Annotated in this window: 15 protein-coding genes; 8 read left to right on the top strand and 7 right to left on the bottom strand. The window is 40.3% G+C overall.

Annotation, left to right across the window (positions count from 1 at the left end; translation table 11 throughout):
• Nucleotides 1–345 precede the first annotated feature (345 nt).
• The 8 genes from BUC12_RS10985 (at nucleotide 346) to BUC12_RS11020 (ending at nucleotide 9,523) form a co-directional block, all read left to right on the top strand.
• The gene (locus BUC12_RS10985) at nucleotides 346–1,152 is read left to right on the top strand and encodes a hypothetical protein (RefSeq protein ID WP_139262048.1); all 807 of its coding nucleotides are present in this window, start codon (nucleotides 346–348) and stop codon (nucleotides 1,150–1,152) included.
• A gap of 17 nt (nucleotides 1,153–1,169) precedes the next feature.
• Nucleotides 1,170–2,012 (top strand): hypothetical protein, encoded by an 843-nt coding sequence (locus BUC12_RS10990; RefSeq protein ID WP_062185296.1) that lies wholly within the window; start codon nucleotides 1,170–1,172, stop codon nucleotides 2,010–2,012.
• Nucleotides 2,013–2,033: 21 nt separating this feature from the next.
• The gene (locus BUC12_RS10995) at nucleotides 2,034–2,864 is read left to right on the top strand and encodes a hypothetical protein (protein ID WP_062185297.1); all 831 of its coding nucleotides are present in this window, start codon (nucleotides 2,034–2,036) and stop codon (nucleotides 2,862–2,864) included.
• A 665-nt stretch (nucleotides 2,865–3,529) separates the two neighbouring features.
• Nucleotides 3,530–4,336 (top strand): hypothetical protein, encoded by an 807-nt coding sequence (locus BUC12_RS11000; protein WP_139262049.1) that lies wholly within the window; start codon nucleotides 3,530–3,532, stop codon nucleotides 4,334–4,336.
• Between the two features lie 3 nt (nucleotides 4,337–4,339).
• Entirely contained in the window at nucleotides 4,340–5,179 is an 840-nt protein-coding gene (locus tag BUC12_RS11005) for a hypothetical protein (RefSeq protein WP_062183912.1), read from the top strand.
• A 67-nt stretch (nucleotides 5,180–5,246) separates the two neighbouring features.
• On the top strand, nucleotides 5,247–6,125 hold the full coding sequence (locus BUC12_RS11010; RefSeq protein WP_062183909.1) for a hypothetical protein: 879 nt from the start codon (nucleotides 5,247–5,249) through the stop codon (nucleotides 6,123–6,125).
• Between the two features lie 685 nt (nucleotides 6,126–6,810).
• On the top strand, nucleotides 6,811–8,628 hold the full coding sequence (locus tag BUC12_RS11015) for a DEAD/DEAH box helicase (RefSeq protein ID WP_062183906.1): 1,818 nt from the start codon (nucleotides 6,811–6,813) through the stop codon (nucleotides 8,626–8,628).
• Between the two features lie 148 nt (nucleotides 8,629–8,776).
• Nucleotides 8,777–9,523 (top strand): hypothetical protein, encoded by a 747-nt coding sequence (locus tag BUC12_RS11020; protein ID WP_062183903.1) that lies wholly within the window; start codon nucleotides 8,777–8,779, stop codon nucleotides 9,521–9,523.
• Nucleotides 9,524–9,545: 22 nt separating this feature from the next.
• Here BUC12_RS11020 and BUC12_RS11025 read toward each other — a convergent pair whose 3' ends face one another.
• The 7 genes from BUC12_RS11025 to BUC12_RS11055 form a co-directional block, all read right to left on the bottom strand.
• Nucleotides 9,546–10,196: a ComEA family DNA-binding protein gene (locus tag BUC12_RS11025; RefSeq protein WP_062183900.1), complete on the bottom strand. Its 651-nt coding sequence runs from the start codon at nucleotides 10,194–10,196 to the stop codon at nucleotides 9,546–9,548.
• A 61-nt stretch (nucleotides 10,197–10,257) separates the two neighbouring features.
• Entirely contained in the window at nucleotides 10,258–10,842 is a 585-nt protein-coding gene (locus BUC12_RS11030; RefSeq protein ID WP_062183897.1) for a non-canonical purine NTP diphosphatase, read from the bottom strand.
• Nucleotides 10,842–11,900 (bottom strand): type IX secretion system ring subunit PorN/GldN, encoded by a 1,059-nt coding sequence (gene porN, locus BUC12_RS11035; RefSeq protein ID WP_070808631.1) that lies wholly within the window; start codon nucleotides 11,898–11,900, stop codon nucleotides 10,842–10,844. The genes BUC12_RS11030 and porN overlap by 1 nt, the downstream gene beginning before the upstream one ends.
• A 33-nt stretch (nucleotides 11,901–11,933) precedes the next feature.
• On the bottom strand, nucleotides 11,934–13,472 hold the full coding sequence (gene porM / locus BUC12_RS11040; protein ID WP_070808630.1) for a type IX secretion system motor protein PorM/GldM: 1,539 nt from the start codon (nucleotides 13,470–13,472) through the stop codon (nucleotides 11,934–11,936).
• A 46-nt stretch (nucleotides 13,473–13,518) separates the two neighbouring features.
• A complete protein-coding gene (gene porL, locus BUC12_RS11045) occupies nucleotides 13,519–14,622 on the bottom strand; it encodes a type IX secretion system motor protein PorL/GldL (protein ID WP_062183887.1) in 1,104 nt (367 codons plus the stop codon).
• A gap of 53 nt (nucleotides 14,623–14,675) precedes the next feature.
• A complete protein-coding gene (porK, locus tag BUC12_RS11050) occupies nucleotides 14,676–16,103 on the bottom strand; it encodes a T9SS ring complex lipoprotein PorK/GldK (RefSeq protein ID WP_062183921.1) in 1,428 nt (475 codons plus the stop codon).
• A gap of 95 nt (nucleotides 16,104–16,198) precedes the next feature.
• Nucleotides 16,199–17,143 (bottom strand): PorP/SprF family type IX secretion system membrane protein, encoded by a 945-nt coding sequence (locus BUC12_RS11055; RefSeq protein WP_062183883.1) that lies wholly within the window; start codon nucleotides 17,141–17,143, stop codon nucleotides 16,199–16,201.
• Nucleotides 17,144–17,196: the final 53 nt, after the last annotated feature.

A 17,196-nucleotide genomic window follows, 5' to 3' on the forward strand; every position in this document is an offset into this window, starting at 1 on the left:
TCGAATACTACCCGGGATAACAGATTATGCTTTGGCCAACTGATTTATGCAGCAGGGTGCAGTGTGTGCACTTTGCTGCTTTATTTTCAAATAGTTGATAACCTCTTATACGCGAAGGCGCAAAGACACAAATATATTTTACGATCTCCCGTAGGGGTAAGGCTCTGCTTTACCTGTTGCCTCGACTTTGCATCCTTTGTGTTCAAAAGGCTTTTATCTGGCAGAGCAAAGCCTCGCCCCTACAAGCACTACATAAAAAATCAACAACTATTTATAAAAACAACAGAAGAGTCTGCGACTCTAAAAACAACAAAAGGGTCTGCGACCCCAACAACTCAAACTAAAATGAAAAAGAAAATTCTTTTACTAATGGGTGTATTCACCATCGGAATATGCTACGCGCAAGTAGGAATAAACACCCAAAATCCACAAGCTGCATTGGATATCCACTCCATCGGAAGCTCGGCTTCCACAAAGAGTCTAAGTATTAAAAACAATACAGGAACTGAAATTTTCAGCTTACGGGACGATGGACGCATTATCACTTCTGGAGTAGCTTCCCCATCCGTACTACTCGACCTGCGCGATGGTATCGATAACGCAATAGTGGCAGTCGGAGAAAGTAGCCAAACCGGATCTACAGCTCAAAGCGGTGCTCTGAAATACGATACCTCCGCCAGATCATTGTATCTATCCGATGGAATTACATGGAATGCCTTAGCTTCTGATTATATCAAAGCTTTTGTGGTTGCTGATATCGGGAGTGCCTCGCAAACATTTGCCAATAATACTACCAACAGTATTGTGAACTGGACGACAATTTCCGACCTTACGGGATGTTTTAATTCTTCAACCGGAGTATTTACCGCTAAAAGGGCATCATTGTATTCTGTTTCGCTGAATATTACACTTGATGACGGGGCAATTAATGCCCAAACTTACCTGCAATCTTCACTAATTGCTTCGGGTGGACAACAGATAAAATGCCTTACAACCTTTAATTCAGGAGGCTCGATCCCTGCCGGTGTCCAATGTAGTGGCAATTTCAATCTGGCTCTGAATGAGATTGTCACAACCTCTCTATGGCATAACCTGGGTGTATCTAAAAATATAAAGATCGGATATAGTAACCTGACAATAGTCGAACTTTAAAATCAACAAAAAAGATAATGAAAGATATAACAAATCGATATTTCGTTTTATGGGTATGTATCTTAATACCTACATTTTATCTTAATGCACAAAATGTAGGTATAAATACATCAACACCCGGAGCTACTTTAGAGATCAAAGGTTTTAGTAATACCTCTACAGAAAATACATTAAAAATCACAAACAGTTCAAGTACAGAAGTACTTACCATTCTCGACAATGGACGATTGGGACTTGGTAAAACAGCTCCATCTGTCCGGCTCGATCTACGGGGTACATCCGAAAATCCTGTAATTGGGATAGGAACAACCAATAATCTGGCTTCGGCGGTAGGAGGCGGGGCAATCAGGTATATGGACGGGACAAAGGAATTGCATTATTCCGACGGTGAACAATGGTTCCGCCTGCAATCAAATGCCCTTCGCCCTTGTGTGATCGCGCCCAACGACTATAACGCAGGTTCATACCCCAACATAACGACTACCCGATTGACAGGTTACGAACCGGTATATGACAGCCATGGAGCATTCAATCAAACCAACTCGGTATACACAGCTCCTATAGATGGAATGTATGTAGTAGCTTTTACTCTGTCTTTTGCTCGAACGGCTATATCGACTAATACTTACATCGAAGGACGATGGGTGTCCGATAATGGGAACTCCCTGAAATGCATCCAGGCTTATTCTGAAACAGGTACAGGGCAAGCCGGGCTCACCTGCTCCGGAACAATACAACTATACAGGGGAGATACTGTATGGCCCGAAGTATGGCATAATCTGGGAGGCACAAGAGCTATGAGAGTATTTGGTGTAGAAAGCGACAGGGGTTTTAACCGGTTATCTATTTTTGCCCAGTAACAATTTTTAATTTATTGTTTTATGAGAAGATTTCAATTCGTCATATTCCTTTTTTCTATAATATTTACCGGATATGCCCAAATAGGTATTAATACCGATTCGCCAACCACTTTATTGGATGTAGTGTCATCATCTGCGACAACTACAGGCAAGGCTTTTATCATAACTAATTCGGACAATACCGAGACTTTTCAGGTCCGTAATGATGGTTATATCGGTATTGGAGTACCTAATCCACTGGTCAAACTCGATTTAAGATCTGCTTCTTTAGCGGCCGAAAATGCTTTAGGTATCGGATATACATCACAAACGGCGGCCAATGCAGGCGCTGGTGCCATCCGGTACAATGATACAGAGCAAACGCTGGAGTACTCAGACGGAACGGATTGGCTTAGGCTACAAGCAAATCCGGACAGAGCTATGGTTATCGCTCAGAATTCATCAGGACAAACAGCATATCCTGCAAGTGGTACAGCTTTAGTTACTAACATTGTAAATTGGACATCAATCTATGACAGAACGAATAGTTTTAATGCAAGTACAGGCTATTTTACAGCTCCGCGTGATGGGATATACAGCATTTCTGTTACCGGTGTTTTCTCCAATACGAATATGAATGCCGGAGGCCAATATGAATTAATACTAGCTTCCGGTAACAACGAGTATTTAAAAAGTACAGTACCTTTTCTTAGTCCCGTTGTCAATCTGAATATAACCAATGTCAACAAAACTGTGTACTATCTGGCAGCTGGTGAAACACTTCATGTAAGGGCTTATTTTTACGCACTACCTGGTGGAGTTACTATGTCGACAGACGGTTCACTTAACGTTCTGACTATAGCAGAGATGTAAAAAGTAAAACAACAGACATTCCTTATATTTACTTAACTAAACAACCCTTTATAAAAATAGCGGCCTAATTCGATTAACGAAAAATGCCGCTGTTTCATTTTATTGCATAATAAAAAACTAATCTTTATATTTGCATCTCGTATAAGGATATTCATACTATTAATGACAATAAATATTTTCACATATAGGAACTCCATAAGTTGTCTGAATTTTAACAGTTTAGATTTGTCATTGTGTGCTGAAATATTAGAGAGAGAGAGAGAGAGAGAGAGAGAGAGAGACGCACACGCTAACATGCGCATCTGATTCTAACAACATTTTTTTTTATTTCAAAATTTTATTCGCTCTAATTTTATATAGCAGGAATGCATTGTGTCATTCTTACTTTTTTAAAATGTGTTTTGAAAACACTTTAATGGTGTATAAATACCATACCCTGCACATTAGGAAACTCGCATTTTCATATATTAATATCTGTTGGTCGGGCTATTGGCTGCCGGTCGGTACATTGTTGTTTTGTTGTCGTTCGAAAACTACCGTAAGTCAAATATTGCCCATAAGCCAACTATATCACTCACAGTAGGGTGCAGCGAATGCACTTTACTGTGTATTGTTACAGAAAAGAAAAAACAACTTATTTAAAAACAACAATTCAATAAATGACAATGAAAAAGAAATTTTTATTACTTATAGGCATATTCCACTTAGGAATAACCTATGCTCAGGTTGGAATTAACACAGATACGCCTGAAGCCATGTTGCATATAAAATCGGGGGAGTCGACCGCTACAACTAACGCTTTGAATATTGTAAACTCCGATAATACAGGAATATTTACAGTACGAAACGACGGTTATATTATAACATCCGGTGTACATAATGCAGTATCTCCTTTGGATTTACGAGATGGTATCGACAATTCCATAATCGGTATCGGACAAAGTTCCCAAACTGCAGCTACTGCAAACGAAGGAGCCATTAAGTACGAAACCAAATTACTTTATTGTTCGGATGGTACAGACTGGCATCAGTTAGCATCTAACCCGATAAAAGCCTACGTAATAGCAGATGTATTGAACCCCGTACAGCAATTTAGCCACAATGTCGAAAGTGAAATCAGCGACTGGAACCTGACAACTGATCTAACAAACAGCTTCAACACTACTACCGGCGAGTTTACGGCGCCCCGCTCCGGAATATATACCTTTTCGTTGGTACTTACGCTTTCCGATGACAAAATAACTCAGTTCTCGTCCTTTAATGTGTACTGGAGAATGTTCTCCTCAGTTATAAAATGTACCTCAAGCTTCAATACGACTAGCACTAAGAGCCTGCCGGTATCTGTACTTTGTACCGGAAGCTTTGCCATGAATACTAATGAAGTGTTGAAAGCCTCTGTTCTTCAAACCTTCGGAGGAAACAGGAGTCTGAAAAGCGGAGGATACAATAATCTTACAATAATAGAAAATTAATCTATGGGAATTTTCAAATACATACTAATTCAGATAGTCGCCTTGTTTGTTCTGACAACAGATATTCAGGCTCAATCAGTAGGTATCAATACACAGACACCTACTGCCCCGCTCGAAATAATATCTTCGGATATTGCCAGCAAAAAAACGGTGGAAATAACGAATAGTAATAACGTAAGCCTGCTTACCCAGTTAAACGACGGTAAAACAGGTATTGGTATTCAGTCACCCACTGTGCGCCTCGATTTACGTAATCCGGCACGAACTAATAATATGATAGGTATCGGTACCACAACTCTGTCGGCTAGTACTGTACAAGGAGGAGCACTTAGATATGTACCTGGGGAAAAAGAACTGCATTATTCGGATGGAAGTCAATGGGTCGTTTTACAGTCCTCAAAACCGAGGGTTATAGTTTGTGCCGAAAATCAGACAGTAGCCGGAAGTTTTCCAAATGGAATTACTACACATCTTTCCAATTGGGAAGAAATAGTAAATCAGGCTCCTGGAAGCTTCGTCTCCGGAACATTTACTGCTCCACACGACGGGTTTTACACATTTACCTTCTCTATCTACTTCTCCGAAGCAGTAAACACCAATCCGGAAACGTATATCGTAGGAGCGTGGTATCTATTATCGGAACAAGGTACCACCAAGCAAATCCTACGAAATATGAGTACTTATGTTGAAGGAGGAAATGTCGTTCCGGGTGTTCAGGCTACCGCCTCATTCAAAATGTTGAAAAACGAGAAGGTTATGCCTTTCATCTGGCATAATCTGGGTGCAACTCGAACATTAAGGCTAGGATCTGGATTTAATACAATTAATATTATAGGCCAGTAAAAAGCCAGCTTTTACATGTATACACTTCTACTATATATCTTATCTCAATTTTAAACATAATATATACATGAATAATTATAAAATAATATATATATACCTCCTGCTCGTTCTCCTTATTTCGACTAAAACGTATTCGCAAATAAGTATCAATACCGATCCGGAAACAAATACAGCACTGAAAATCAAAACACACGGAAACTCGGCTGCAACTACCGGATTTAAAGTTACAGACAGTGATAATGCTAATCTCTTTACCATAAATGACAATGGATATATTGGTTTCGGAACTACTGATCCTTTAGTAAAACTGGATCTCAGGTCTGTTAAATTTCCTACTGATAATGCTTTAGGAATCGGAGACACCGACCTTTCGGCTTCTGCGGCCAAAGCAGGAGCCATAAGATACCACACTAACGGCGCAAATAAAAATATCGAATATTCGGATGGTACGGTATGGTTCACTTTGCAAACACATGCCAACAAAGCCTTTGTTGTCGTACAGAACAGTGATGGAAAGATAATTACCTCCGGCTCGGCCAATGCCGCAGGGCGCCGTCTGGAAAACTGGACAAAACTTATCGATACTGATAGCAGTTTCAGCCAGACTTCGGGTATATTTACAGCGCCACGCGACGGAATTTATTCGGTTTCCTTGTCCATCGTTTCAGACGAAAATACGTTAGTAGAAGCCAATGGCCGAACATTCGAAATTCAGCTAGCGGGAGTAAATCAAACACCAGACGATAATGCTTTCTCTATTGTTAAATGTATAAATTCTTACATGACTACGACATCTGGTATCCAGTTGACCAACAGCTGTAAAGGCTTCTTTCCAATGCAGAAAAACCAAAGAATATTTGTATTGATATTTCAGAATGTAAATTCCGGCGGCTTAAAAATGGGTACCGATCCAACCTTGAATACAATGACAATATCCGAAATGTAAGAATGTTGGGAATATCAGTAACGATATACCCAATAGCAACACATCTCGTATTTCGAGAAAATAAAGAGTCTTTGTTATAGAAAAACAGTAGGTCATCACTCATTTTAATCTGCTGTTTTTTCGACTTTCGTTGTATAGTTAAACTTATTTTCTATCCTTCCTCTGGCAGGAAAATAACTTTCTATGGATTACTTGATAATTATTTTCAGGCATTAAGGCTTTTTAATCAATCCGAATTTTAATAGTTCAGGATAGTTATGTACTTTAAAATATTAGGAGATGCACATCCACATCCAGCATACTAATAAATCAAAAAACATTATGTAAAAACAATTGACTATTTTGTTATCCTGTCTAATATTGAATATTGCATAATCCAAAAGAAATCACTATCTTTGCGCCAGTTTTTATAAGAATTAAGATTCTATATATTTTCTACAAAGAGAATCTGAACAAATAGTGTTATCTATCACCAAAGGTAAAGGGGCTAAGAGTCTTATATTCCATAAGAACAATTAAAACAGGAGATTTGGCAGCCGTTGAGGGTTGAGGACTTTCCTTGTTGAAGGAATATAAATAACATTGGAATCGATTTCTCTGGTTTCTTAGTCGTGTATTATTATATATGTGAGGTGGAGAGAAGTACAGGAAGATTGTTTCCAAAGGAAAATCTTTTAAATTTTTAATGAAGACATTTGAAGAATTAGGTGTTGCTCCCGAAATCAGAAGAGCAATAGAAGAAATGGGTTACGAAAACCCGATGCCCGTACAAGAGGAAGTAATTCCTTATTTATTAGATCAAATCAGAGATGTTATAGCTCTGGCACAAACAGGAACAGGAAAAACCGCTGCATTCGGACTACCATTATTACAACAAGTAGATGTAAAACATAATGTACCACAAGCCTTAATACTCGCTCCTACCCGTGAGCTTTGTTTGCAGATAGCAGGAGATTTAGCTGACTATTCGAAATATATAGACCACCTGAAAGTACTTCCCGTATACGGAGGGTCGAGTATCGAAAGCCAGATCAAAGCATTGAAACGTGGTGTACAAATAATCGTTGCTACACCGGGACGTTTGATCGACCTTATCAATCGCAAAACAGTTCAACTGGAAAACGTAAAATACGTGGTTCTGGATGAAGCAGACGAAATGTTGAACATGGGATTCACCGAAAGTATCGATGAAATCCTTTCGAAAGTTCCTCAAGACCGTTCAATGTTGTTATTCTCGGCAACCATGCCTAAAGAGATCGCCAAGATCACAAAGAAATACATGGAAGCACCCAAAGAGATTACAATCGGGCGTAAAAATGAGGGCTCTAATAACGTAAAGCATGTTTACTATATGGTACATGCACGCGATAAATATCTGGCACTGAAACGTATTGCCGACTACTACCCTAATATATACGGTATCATTTTCTGCCGCACACGCCGCGAAACTCAGGAAATTGCCGATAAATTAATCCAGGACGGTTACAATGCAGATTCACTTCACGGTGACCTCTCTCAGGCTCAACGTGACTATGTAATGCAGAAATTCCGTGTACGAAACCTGCAATTACTGGTAGCAACAGACGTTGCCGCACGTGGATTGGATGTAGACAGCCTTACTCACGTAATACATTACGGATTGCCTGACGATATCGAATCGTATAACCACCGTAGCGGACGTACAGGCCGCGCCGGAAAAACAGGTGTATCTATTGCTATCGCCCACGTGAAAGAAAAAGGAAAAATACGTGAGATAGAAAAAATAATGAACAAGAAGTTCGAGCAATCGACCATCCCTTCGGGAGATGATATTTGCGAAAAACAATTGTTCGCCTTTGCCGATAAGATTGAAAAGGTAAAAGTAAACGAAGACGAAATCGCACGCCTTCTGCCTTCAGTATACCGTCGTTTGGAATGGTTGGAGAAAGAAGATATTATCAAGCGTGTAGTATCTCTCGAATTTAACCGTCTGATCGATTATTACCGTGATGCTGAAGAGATCGAAACTCCTTCCGACAGGTATTCCCGCGAAGACAAAGGTGGTGCACGCAACAGCAGAGACCGTTTCGAATCGAGAGGTGCAGGAGGTTCACGCAGTGCCGAAAAAGGTTATTCGCGCCTGTTTATCAACATAGGACGTACTGATAATGTAAATCCTGCAACGTTGATGGGACTTATCAATGATTTCGTTCCCGGAAAAGTACGTATCGGACGTATCGACTTGATGCAGAACTTCTCATTCTTCGAGGTACCCGAAGGCGATGCACAGAAAGTGATCAGCAGCCTGAAAGGTCAGGAAGAAAACGGACGCCGTATTTCTGTCGAAGTAGCTCAAGGAGGTGCTGTCGCAGAACGTCGCGAACGCAGACCATCTTACGGAGGTAATGGTGGTGGCGGTAGTCGCCGTGGAGGAAGCGACAGAGATAGAGGTGAGCGCAATTCTTTCTCCGACTCAGGAAAAAAGGAACACCGTAAAGGCGGTCGTAAACCTAAATATTCGTAACGAAAAAAACAATATATTGAGAAGAAGCTGTCTGATTAGGCAGCTTCTTTTGTTATAACCAGCAATCCGGCCCAGGATATGAAGATATTTCGTCAGAGTAATTAATATATTTATGTAACTTGTGTATTAGTTCAATATATACCATATAATGCATATTAAAAAAATAAAGCCGTCATCTTTCTTTCAATTTGATATTCTTCTAAACTATCTTTTACAAATAGTAGGAAAAAATGTTACAGCAAGCGTAGGGCTTATTCGTCTATGGATACTTTGGTTCTCTGTATCAGCCATTTTATTATGTATGCCTTTTGCAATATTATTGGTAGCAACAAGCTTAAAAACCGACCATATGAATTACAAAAAAGGTATTGTTGAAGAAGCAGAAGACATATCCCTTTCGGGCTTCAGTAGAAACGGGCACCTTAATATGACAACTTACAATAACTTCAAACTAAAAGACGATCCTATTATTTACGGGATAAAAACACAATATAATAATATTTCGATTGATCAACTTCTTTTTAACTATATCTATGAGAATAAGCGATCTCCATTCGAAATAAAGACCGGTGATACTATAGAATTTTATGTGCCGAACGAAATTGTTACATATCAACTCGATTCAAATAACTACAGAATATACCCTGAAAGGTACCTCCTCTCCAAACTGAAATTAACAAAGAATAATCCCAATTTAAAAATTATAAAAACCTATGGACAAACGATAAATAATGAACGAATAACCTCTATTCAAAAATACAGGCTTACCGAAAATGCCGGATATTATGTCTTGTTCTTAACGAAAGTACTACTGATAATTTCATCAATATCCCTGATGCTATTACTTATCATGACAACTCGATATATATACTTACGGAGTAAAGTTTCGAAATAAGAACATAAAAAGACTTTGATTTCTATTTAAGATCAAGGTATGGCCTCAACCGTTCCACATCTTTAATCGTAAAATGCTCATTATTGGTAAGTTCATCTAGTGAATGAATTGTTTTAATAGCCTTAACTTGTTCTTCATTTAGATAAGGATGTGATAGTTCGGAGGCATTTATATTGAACATTTTATGTTTCTTCTTTAAAACAATATAAGGTAATATTTGGCTATATTTATTCATTGTGATACCTTTAATCTCCCTCAATTGCTCGAGCTGAACAAAACCACCCAAAGCATTCCGGTATTCGATTATTCGCTCTGCAAAAGTATCTCCGATACCCGGTATACGCGTAAGGGTTTTAGCTGATACGGCATTAATATCAATAGTTTGCCCGTCCTGCAACTTGGTAAGTTTAGCTTTAGGTGTTTTAGTTTTAATGGGTGCTGCGTCTTCCTCGTTTTCATCATCAGTTATTGCAGGAATTACTTCCAGCTGCTGTTCAAATTGAACAAAATCTTTTTCTATCTGCTCAGTTTCTACAATATAAGAATCATCCGGAGGAACAAATTTATGGAGTGCTACATAAAATATACCGGAAACGGCTATGAGTATCAGCAATAGAATAATGCCAATTTTGTCTCCTTTAGAAAAATAGAAGAAATCTTTCCATTTGAACATGGTAAGCCTTGCTTAGTATGTGTTGTTTTTTTAGTATTGTTTTTTTTCCGGTTTTGAGAAGTTATTTCCTCAAAAACAGGGCTAACTGCTGTACAGCTCTCGCCCGATGGCTTATTTCATTTTTATCAGCCAGAGTCAGTTCCGCAAATGTTTTATCATATCCATCAGGCATAAAAATAGGATCGTATCCGAAGCCTGAAGTTCCTCTTGGCGATTCAATTATTGCACCTTCTATCTTACCTTCAAATATGTAGCGTTTACCATCCAGAATCAAAGCAATAACCGTTCTGAAACGTGCCTTCCGGTTTTCTTTCCCTTCAAGTTCCTTCAACAGCTTATCTACATTATCAGCGGAGTTCTTTTGTTCTCCTGCATAACGCGCCGAATACACTCCGGGAGCATTATCCAAAGCTTCGACCTCTAAGCCTGTATCATCTGCAAAACAATTAAGATGGTAAGTATTCCACAGATAATCGGCCTTTATCATCGCATTATCTTCGAGAGTATCGCCTGTTTCGGGTATGTCGGTATCATCACCTATATCTTTCAGACTCAATATCTGGTAATAAGGTTCGAGAATACCTCTTACCTCTTCCAGTTTGTGTTCGTTATTGGTTGAAAATATCAGTTTTTTAGGCCTTTTCATTAATTTCTATTTCTGTTACGCATACTACGGGTAGGCGATGATTTTTGTTGTTGCGCTTCTTTTTGAACAGCAGCACGATTAGGAGTTTCTACACTTCCTCCGCTATTAGAAGCGTTTCCTGTTGTCGCTTTTTTCGACTTGCCCTTCTTATTATTAGCTGTCGCCATTGCCCGGGCGGCAATGATAGAATCATTCACGACCCACAAACTGTCATTGAATTGTTTCAGTTGCGATTCTATTTTCTTTTCTTCTTTTTTACGTTCTGCAACATCCGGGAACAACTGTGCTAAAGACATATCCCTAACGTTGGTTGCTTTATATATCTCGCCCTCAAAATTATGCTTGACAAAGAAATCGTTGATAGTCTGTGTAGACGCATTATTCAAACTCGATGTCATAATAGGCATACGGGCTGCATACGGACGTATATTTTCGTACGGAACCCAGAACATAGGGTAACGGGTACTTCCATCCCCGAAATCATCCTGACGGAACATTACAGGACATATAGCCAAAGGTTTTACATCTACTACCGAATTGTTCTTATCAAAATACCAGGCTTCTTTTATGTAATATCCCAGAACTTCGTTACTTGGCATATCTACATTTTCCACTATAAATTTGCCGTTCTCTTCCCTATACAATATCTCGAAACCGTCTAATATATCTTTTGCAGTCCTTTTATATTCGTCGGTAAAAATCTCCACACCGTCAATCCTATACTCATATACAGTCAGATTACCAGCAAGCAACTGATTAAATATCAGCGTAAAGAGGTTTGACCTACTACCGATAGGAGTAACCGGATAATAGAGTGCCGCATTTTTCTCTTTATTCAAATCGAGATAACGGTAAATTTCGCGCATCCACGGAGCATTTCCTATCTCCTGTGTCTGAGATTGATTTTTAATCTGTGCCCTTACCGAAAGCTGAGGATCGGCCGATTGCTGATTCTGCCGGCGGGCAATACGTTCTCTCAATGTTTCCTGAGCCTGAACCGATACCGCTGTCAGCAAACCGCAAATTGCTATAGTGATTGTCAGAAATAATCTTTTCATTATCATATATTGTATATTGAGGTCTTACAGACCTTAATTTATTCTTACTTCTATAGAGTTCAGATCACGCTCGCTACCACCTCTGCTCACTTTTATATCTGTGATAAAGAACGATTTTCCACGAGCCAACTGGCGTATCTGTGCTTTTTGCCTATCGGTAAACCTGCTCCCATCCGAGACTTCACGAATGGCATTGTTCATCGCATCAAGAAATACAGTACTGAACCTTATTACCGTGAACTGCCTGTCGAGTAACCCGTCGTCAATCGAAGCTTTTATACCATCAGCATTCACTATAACTGTTTTTGCAATACGTCCACCTTTGAAGCGTCTGGTTACCCCTCCTGCATCTTTATATTCGATATAAGGAGCCGGGTCGGGTAACTCGCGTACCCTGAACTCCTGATCGCTGACAAACGTAGCTCCGTTATATACTGAAATCTTTACCGAAGTCGATCCTTTAGGCGGTGTAGCTACCCATTTTCCTTCCGATTTGGTTATACTACCTGCCGAGATAGTCGATCGTAACTGATCGTTAGACATACCGGGAACCGATATTGTCAGCTTATTTTCTTCTCCGGCATACAACATATTCGCTTCGTCCATCTGGATAGTAGTGGTACGTGGAACCACATGATATTTGCTTTCAAATGAACGTTCTATCGGAGTACCATCGGGCGAAGTCAGTTTTACCGTTCCCGAAAAAACTTTATTTACGCCTACAGCTCCGGCTGCTATTTTAAAATATCCTGTTTCGGGATCGATAGAAGGAATGCTGTAAGTAAAATTCTTGGTTGTATCCATTGCCGATATTACCACACGGCCTTCGTACGAACCTCCGGCAACCACAAACTCCGAATTGGGAACAACTTGTGCTTCCAACAGGTTCACCCTGAAGTCTTTCGCCCCGATATTGTCATATAGATCGGTAAGAACCTCACCTTGAGCCGAACGTATATCGCTTTGTATTTTGGTCAGTAGAGTAACTGCTGCCGCTGCCGGCATTTTCTCAAAGAGGGTCTCTTCCCAATTCTTATTATCCAGTTTTCCTTTCTTCGGCACATTTGTGTTCAGCCTATCATTAATGATCTTCTTTTTCGAAGGATTGGCAACCAGTTTCATAGCATCGTCCCGGTAATTATTAATTGCTGTCCTCAACTTCGATCCTTCTGTTTCTTTCGATTTCAGCATAACAATAGATGCTGCATCCAGATCCTCCTTGTGGTCAAGCTGTTCGAGTTTACCGTCCTTGCCATCGGCTTCCTGTACAATCCGTAGTTTCAGACCTTGAATATAGCTGACCAACCGGTCGGATTCTTTGACAAAACTATCAGCTTGCCTGTATAATTCACCCGCCTTTACCGGATTTTGAGCATTTACATTCTCAATCCTGCCAATAACGATATTATTTTGTTCTTCAGTACTCTTTATTGTCTGTATTAACCCCTCTTCGACCAAGTCAAAACCATCCAGCACCTCAGACGATACGTTGAGGGCCATCATGGCGATAAACACCAGATACATGAGGTTTATCATTTTTTGTCTTGGTGACCTTGGATTATTTGATGCCATATATTGTTTTTATAGAACGAATATTTAGTAAATTTTATAATAAATATCAGGGTTGCGGCGGAGTATTTCCTGCCGGAGGTGTAAAGCCTCCTCCCATATTCATATTACTGGTCATTGCCTGCAACAGACGCGCATATACCCGGTTGAGTTCCGCCAATTGCTGAGCCATCTTTTCCGTTTCATTTTTGAAAATAGAACTGTCGGCCAACGATCCGTCATACAATTTCTTGATACGGTCCAATCCGGCATTAATGTGTTCTATTGTATTTATCTGTCCGCTAACGCCTTTGAGCTGTATTTCATAAATCGTATTCAGACCTGTTATATTACGATTCAGAGCTTCTATCTGATTAACATAGCCTTGCGTATTGGAACTAATACCTGCTGAATTATCTATAATTGTCTGGAACGATTTCAGAAGAGAATCGGATATCGAACCTAACGACTCTGTGACTTTTGCAAACTTCTCCATATTCTCGGACATCTGGGAGAGTTGTGTTACGTACTCTTCAGATGCTCCAACTACATTTGCGGAATTCATTGTTCCACCGTATCCCCCGCCACTTACAGATGATCCTCCGACTGATCCTCCACCGGTTGAACCACCACTAACAGTTCCGCCACCACCGCTTACAGAACCACCGCCGCCAATAATTCCGCCACCAACTATTATCGGGCCTGTTGCACCCTGTTGCGCTGAACCGGCACCAGAGGCATTTGTATTAACAGCCGGACCAGTTCCAACATTTGTATTGACCGAACCACCGCCTGCGGTAGATTGTACTCCGGCACTGTTACCGCCACCTACTACCTGAACCACAGGACCTGATGATGCAGAAGCAGCTCTGACTGTATCTCTTTCTGCTTTAGGTACAAAATCGGCGCTCTCTGCTAAAACAGGATACACTTCTTCCCACTTATAGTCTTTACCGGGACTTTCGAACGCCGATAGTAAGAATACAATAGCTTCTGTAATCATACCTATCATCAACATCTGATTACCATAAGATAAGTGTAATATCTTAAAAAGTGCTCCCAAAATAACGATCGCAGCACCTACGCTATATACTATGTTAAAAAAACGCTTTCCTGTATTACTGGCTAAGTATTTTTCAACAAAGTTTTTATATTTTCTATATTTCTTTCCCATGTTGTATATCGAATAACTGTCTGGTCTGTAATTTATATAAAAGGTCTACAACCTTATTTTTTTGATTTAGAGAATCCGATCTGCGTCCGTACACATCTGAAACCGATATACGAACGTGGTTGATTCTGGTATTCGGCATCACGCATATCGCCACGGATAAAACGTCCGACATCTTTCCACGAACCACCCTTCACTACTTTTTTCTTTATAGCATAAGGATCTTCGATAGCTGCATTATATCTGTTTTCAGGATTCAGGTCACTCATTTCTTTGCTTCCTGCTTCTGTATACTGGGTGGATGTCCATTCAGCAACATTACCTGCCATATCATACAACCCGAAAATATTAGGAGAATAAGTCCCTACTCGGGATGTGATCAGGTTACCGTCTTTAGTATAGTTACCTTCACCCGGTTTGAAGTTGGCAAGGAAACATCCTTTTTCGGACTGGGTACCTTCGGAATCCCACGGGTATTTATTTTCTGATTTACCACTACGTGCTGCAAATTCCCATTCGGCCTCGGTCGGTAAACGGTAAGGCTCGATTTCTCTTGCTCCTTTACCCATTCCCATCTTGTAAAACATGGTACGCCACTCACAGAATGCGGAAGCCTGCTCCCATGTTACTCCTACTACTGGATAATCGTTATAACCGGCATGAGAAAAATACATTCTCATATACGGCTCATTATAAGCATTATTAAAATCGTTTACCCATACTGTTGTATCGGGGTATATATTTACAATCTTAGTATTTACAAAATCGAATAACGAACTAAGCGGCCTGTTGATAGTCATATTTACAGGCTTGCCGTTCTCGTCAAGATAAGCTGTATCCTTCGAGATCATTACCATCTGGTTAGGATCCACTATTACATCTGTGTCCAGAACCCGCTGGGCAGGATTCAGCCTGTTATGGCGCTTAGCAGCCTCGGTATGGTCAAACCATTCGTATCTGAAATTCATCTGATCGGGATCAATTCCCCTCTGGCCTGTGATAGGATTGACATGTGTTACACTCAGTAATGCCATTTCGGCAAATTCGTCAGGACGTTTCCATGGAATCGCCTTCTTCCAGTTCAGGTAAGGCTTTACCGGATCGCCATAACGGTCTTCGGTAATTTTATAAGTTTCATCGTTACCGAATGATGGATCGGCAAGGCGTTCGCGGATAATAGAATCACGTACCCAATACACAAACTGTTTATATTCGGAATTGGTTATTTCGGTATCATCCATCCAGAATGCATCTACCGATATACCTTTGGCATTAGCTGTCTGCCCCCACAACGAATCGCTATCGGAAGGCCCCATAGCAATGTGTCCGCGAGAGACAAGCACCATTCCGTAAGGTGCCGGTTCTGCCCATGACGACCCGCCTGCACCAACAAGCTCACCTCCTACGCCTCCCGCTCCTCCGGGTTTTCCGCACGACGAGAGTAGAAGCAGGGCTGAAATGGCAGCAAAAAAAGATTTCTTCATATAGTTTATTGAGAATCCTGATCCCTTTATCATAACGTATCGTATGTAATCATTCTTTAAGACCCTTCTCCGGTCTTTTTATTATATCTTCAGCGTTAAAGTATGCGTACACTTTTGTGGCTGTTTTGTCCTTTTTTATTAAGCCTGATAGGCATGGTATAACGTATTACAAACTCGTGGCTACCGCTACTGGCTTTGGATATCTCGGAGGTCGAGAGGTCATATGCATAGCCGACATCGAATCCGTATATATTCATACCGAGCAAAAGTACAAAACCGTCGTCTTTTCTCCAAGTCACACCCCCATTAAACACTTTATTGTATACAATCCGGGCTGTAACATCATATTGTGTCACCTTTGTATCGGATTTTATTAGTACCGAAGGCTGAAATTCGTATTTCGACCGGCGAAATTTCAGATTGTAACCTGCGGTAAAATAATAAATCCTGTTTATATCGGCTACAGCATTGTCATACAAGTCGAATGTAGGCTGCAACAAATGGGTCGACGATATACCTACATAATACTTGGGTGTAACCCACGATATACCGACTCCCCCATCGAGAGTCCTTCCTTCGGCTTCGGCCGTAGGCAAATCCTGATCATAGTCTGTCATACCCTCCGGAATACGTATCTTTGAGGCATCGAACCCAATATTGAGCATACCGACCTGTACTCCGATATTCAGTGTATTTTTTTTCCAGCTTTTTTTGAATACATATTGCCCTCCGACAAACATGTTTTTGAATAACCCTATAGATTCGGTCGTAACTAATACACCTACTCCATGCTTTCGTCCCAGAAACTGGATCGGCATGTCGGCATTGATAACGAACGTACGGGGAGCGTGGGTAATTCCTAACCATTGCATACGATGTAAAACCGATGCCTGTATGGAATCTTTTTCTCCGGCGAAAGACGGATTAAAGAAAGTTTTTGTCCTCCAATACTGACTGATTTGTGCATCCCATTGAGCCTGAACGGTCAAAGAAAAGCCTAAACCGAGTAATATGATGAGTACTAAACTACCGAATCTCATTAATACGTTACGTTAAGGTTTCCAACCTTTAATTATTCTGAAAAGTATATTCT

Source organism: Indolivaga macrotermitis (assembly GCF_900128985.1).
GTDB classification, from domain to species: domain Bacteria; phylum Bacteroidota; class Bacteroidia; order Bacteroidales; family Dysgonomonadaceae; genus Dysgonomonas_A; species Dysgonomonas_A macrotermitis.

What these genes read in the sequence shown, in the direction of transcription:
- BUC12_RS11005 (WP_062183912.1), top strand. Translation starts at nt 4,340, where the DNA reads ATGGGAATTTTCAAATACATACTAATTCAGATAGTCGCCTTGTTTGTT.
- BUC12_RS11015 (WP_062183906.1), top strand. Translation starts at nt 6,811, where the DNA reads ATGAAGACATTTGAAGAATTAGGTGTTGCTCCCGAAATCAGAAGAGCA.
- BUC12_RS10990 (WP_062185296.1), top strand. Translation starts at nt 1,170, where the DNA reads ATGAAAGATATAACAAATCGATATTTCGTTTTATGGGTATGTATCTTA.
- BUC12_RS10995 (WP_062185297.1), top strand. Translation starts at nt 2,034, where the DNA reads ATGAGAAGATTTCAATTCGTCATATTCCTTTTTTCTATAATATTTACC.
- porL (WP_062183887.1), bottom strand. Translation starts at nt 14,622, where the DNA reads ATGGGAAAGAAATATAGAAAATATAAAAACTTTGTTGAAAAATACTTA.
- BUC12_RS11020 (WP_062183903.1), top strand. Translation starts at nt 8,777, where the DNA reads ATGCATATTAAAAAAATAAAGCCGTCATCTTTCTTTCAATTTGATATT.
- porM (WP_070808630.1), bottom strand. Translation starts at nt 13,472, where the DNA reads ATGGCATCAAATAATCCAAGGTCACCAAGACAAAAAATGATAAACCTC.
- BUC12_RS10985 (WP_139262048.1), top strand. Translation starts at nt 346, where the DNA reads ATGAAAAAGAAAATTCTTTTACTAATGGGTGTATTCACCATCGGAATA.
- BUC12_RS11030 (WP_062183897.1), bottom strand. Translation starts at nt 10,842, where the DNA reads ATGAAAAGGCCTAAAAAACTGATATTTTCAACCAATAACGAACACAAA.
- BUC12_RS11010 (WP_062183909.1), top strand. Translation starts at nt 5,247, where the DNA reads ATGAATAATTATAAAATAATATATATATACCTCCTGCTCGTTCTCCTT.
- BUC12_RS11025 (WP_062183900.1), bottom strand. Translation starts at nt 10,196, where the DNA reads ATGTTCAAATGGAAAGATTTCTTCTATTTTTCTAAAGGAGACAAAATT.
- BUC12_RS11000 (WP_139262049.1), top strand. Translation starts at nt 3,530, where the DNA reads ATGAAAAAGAAATTTTTATTACTTATAGGCATATTCCACTTAGGAATA.
- porK (WP_062183921.1), bottom strand. Translation starts at nt 16,103, where the DNA reads ATGAAGAAATCTTTTTTTGCTGCCATTTCAGCCCTGCTTCTACTCTCG.
- porN (WP_070808631.1), bottom strand. Translation starts at nt 11,900, where the DNA reads ATGAAAAGATTATTTCTGACAATCACTATAGCAATTTGCGGTTTGCTG.
- BUC12_RS11055 (WP_062183883.1), bottom strand. Translation starts at nt 17,143, where the DNA reads ATGAGATTCGGTAGTTTAGTACTCATCATATTACTCGGTTTAGGCTTT.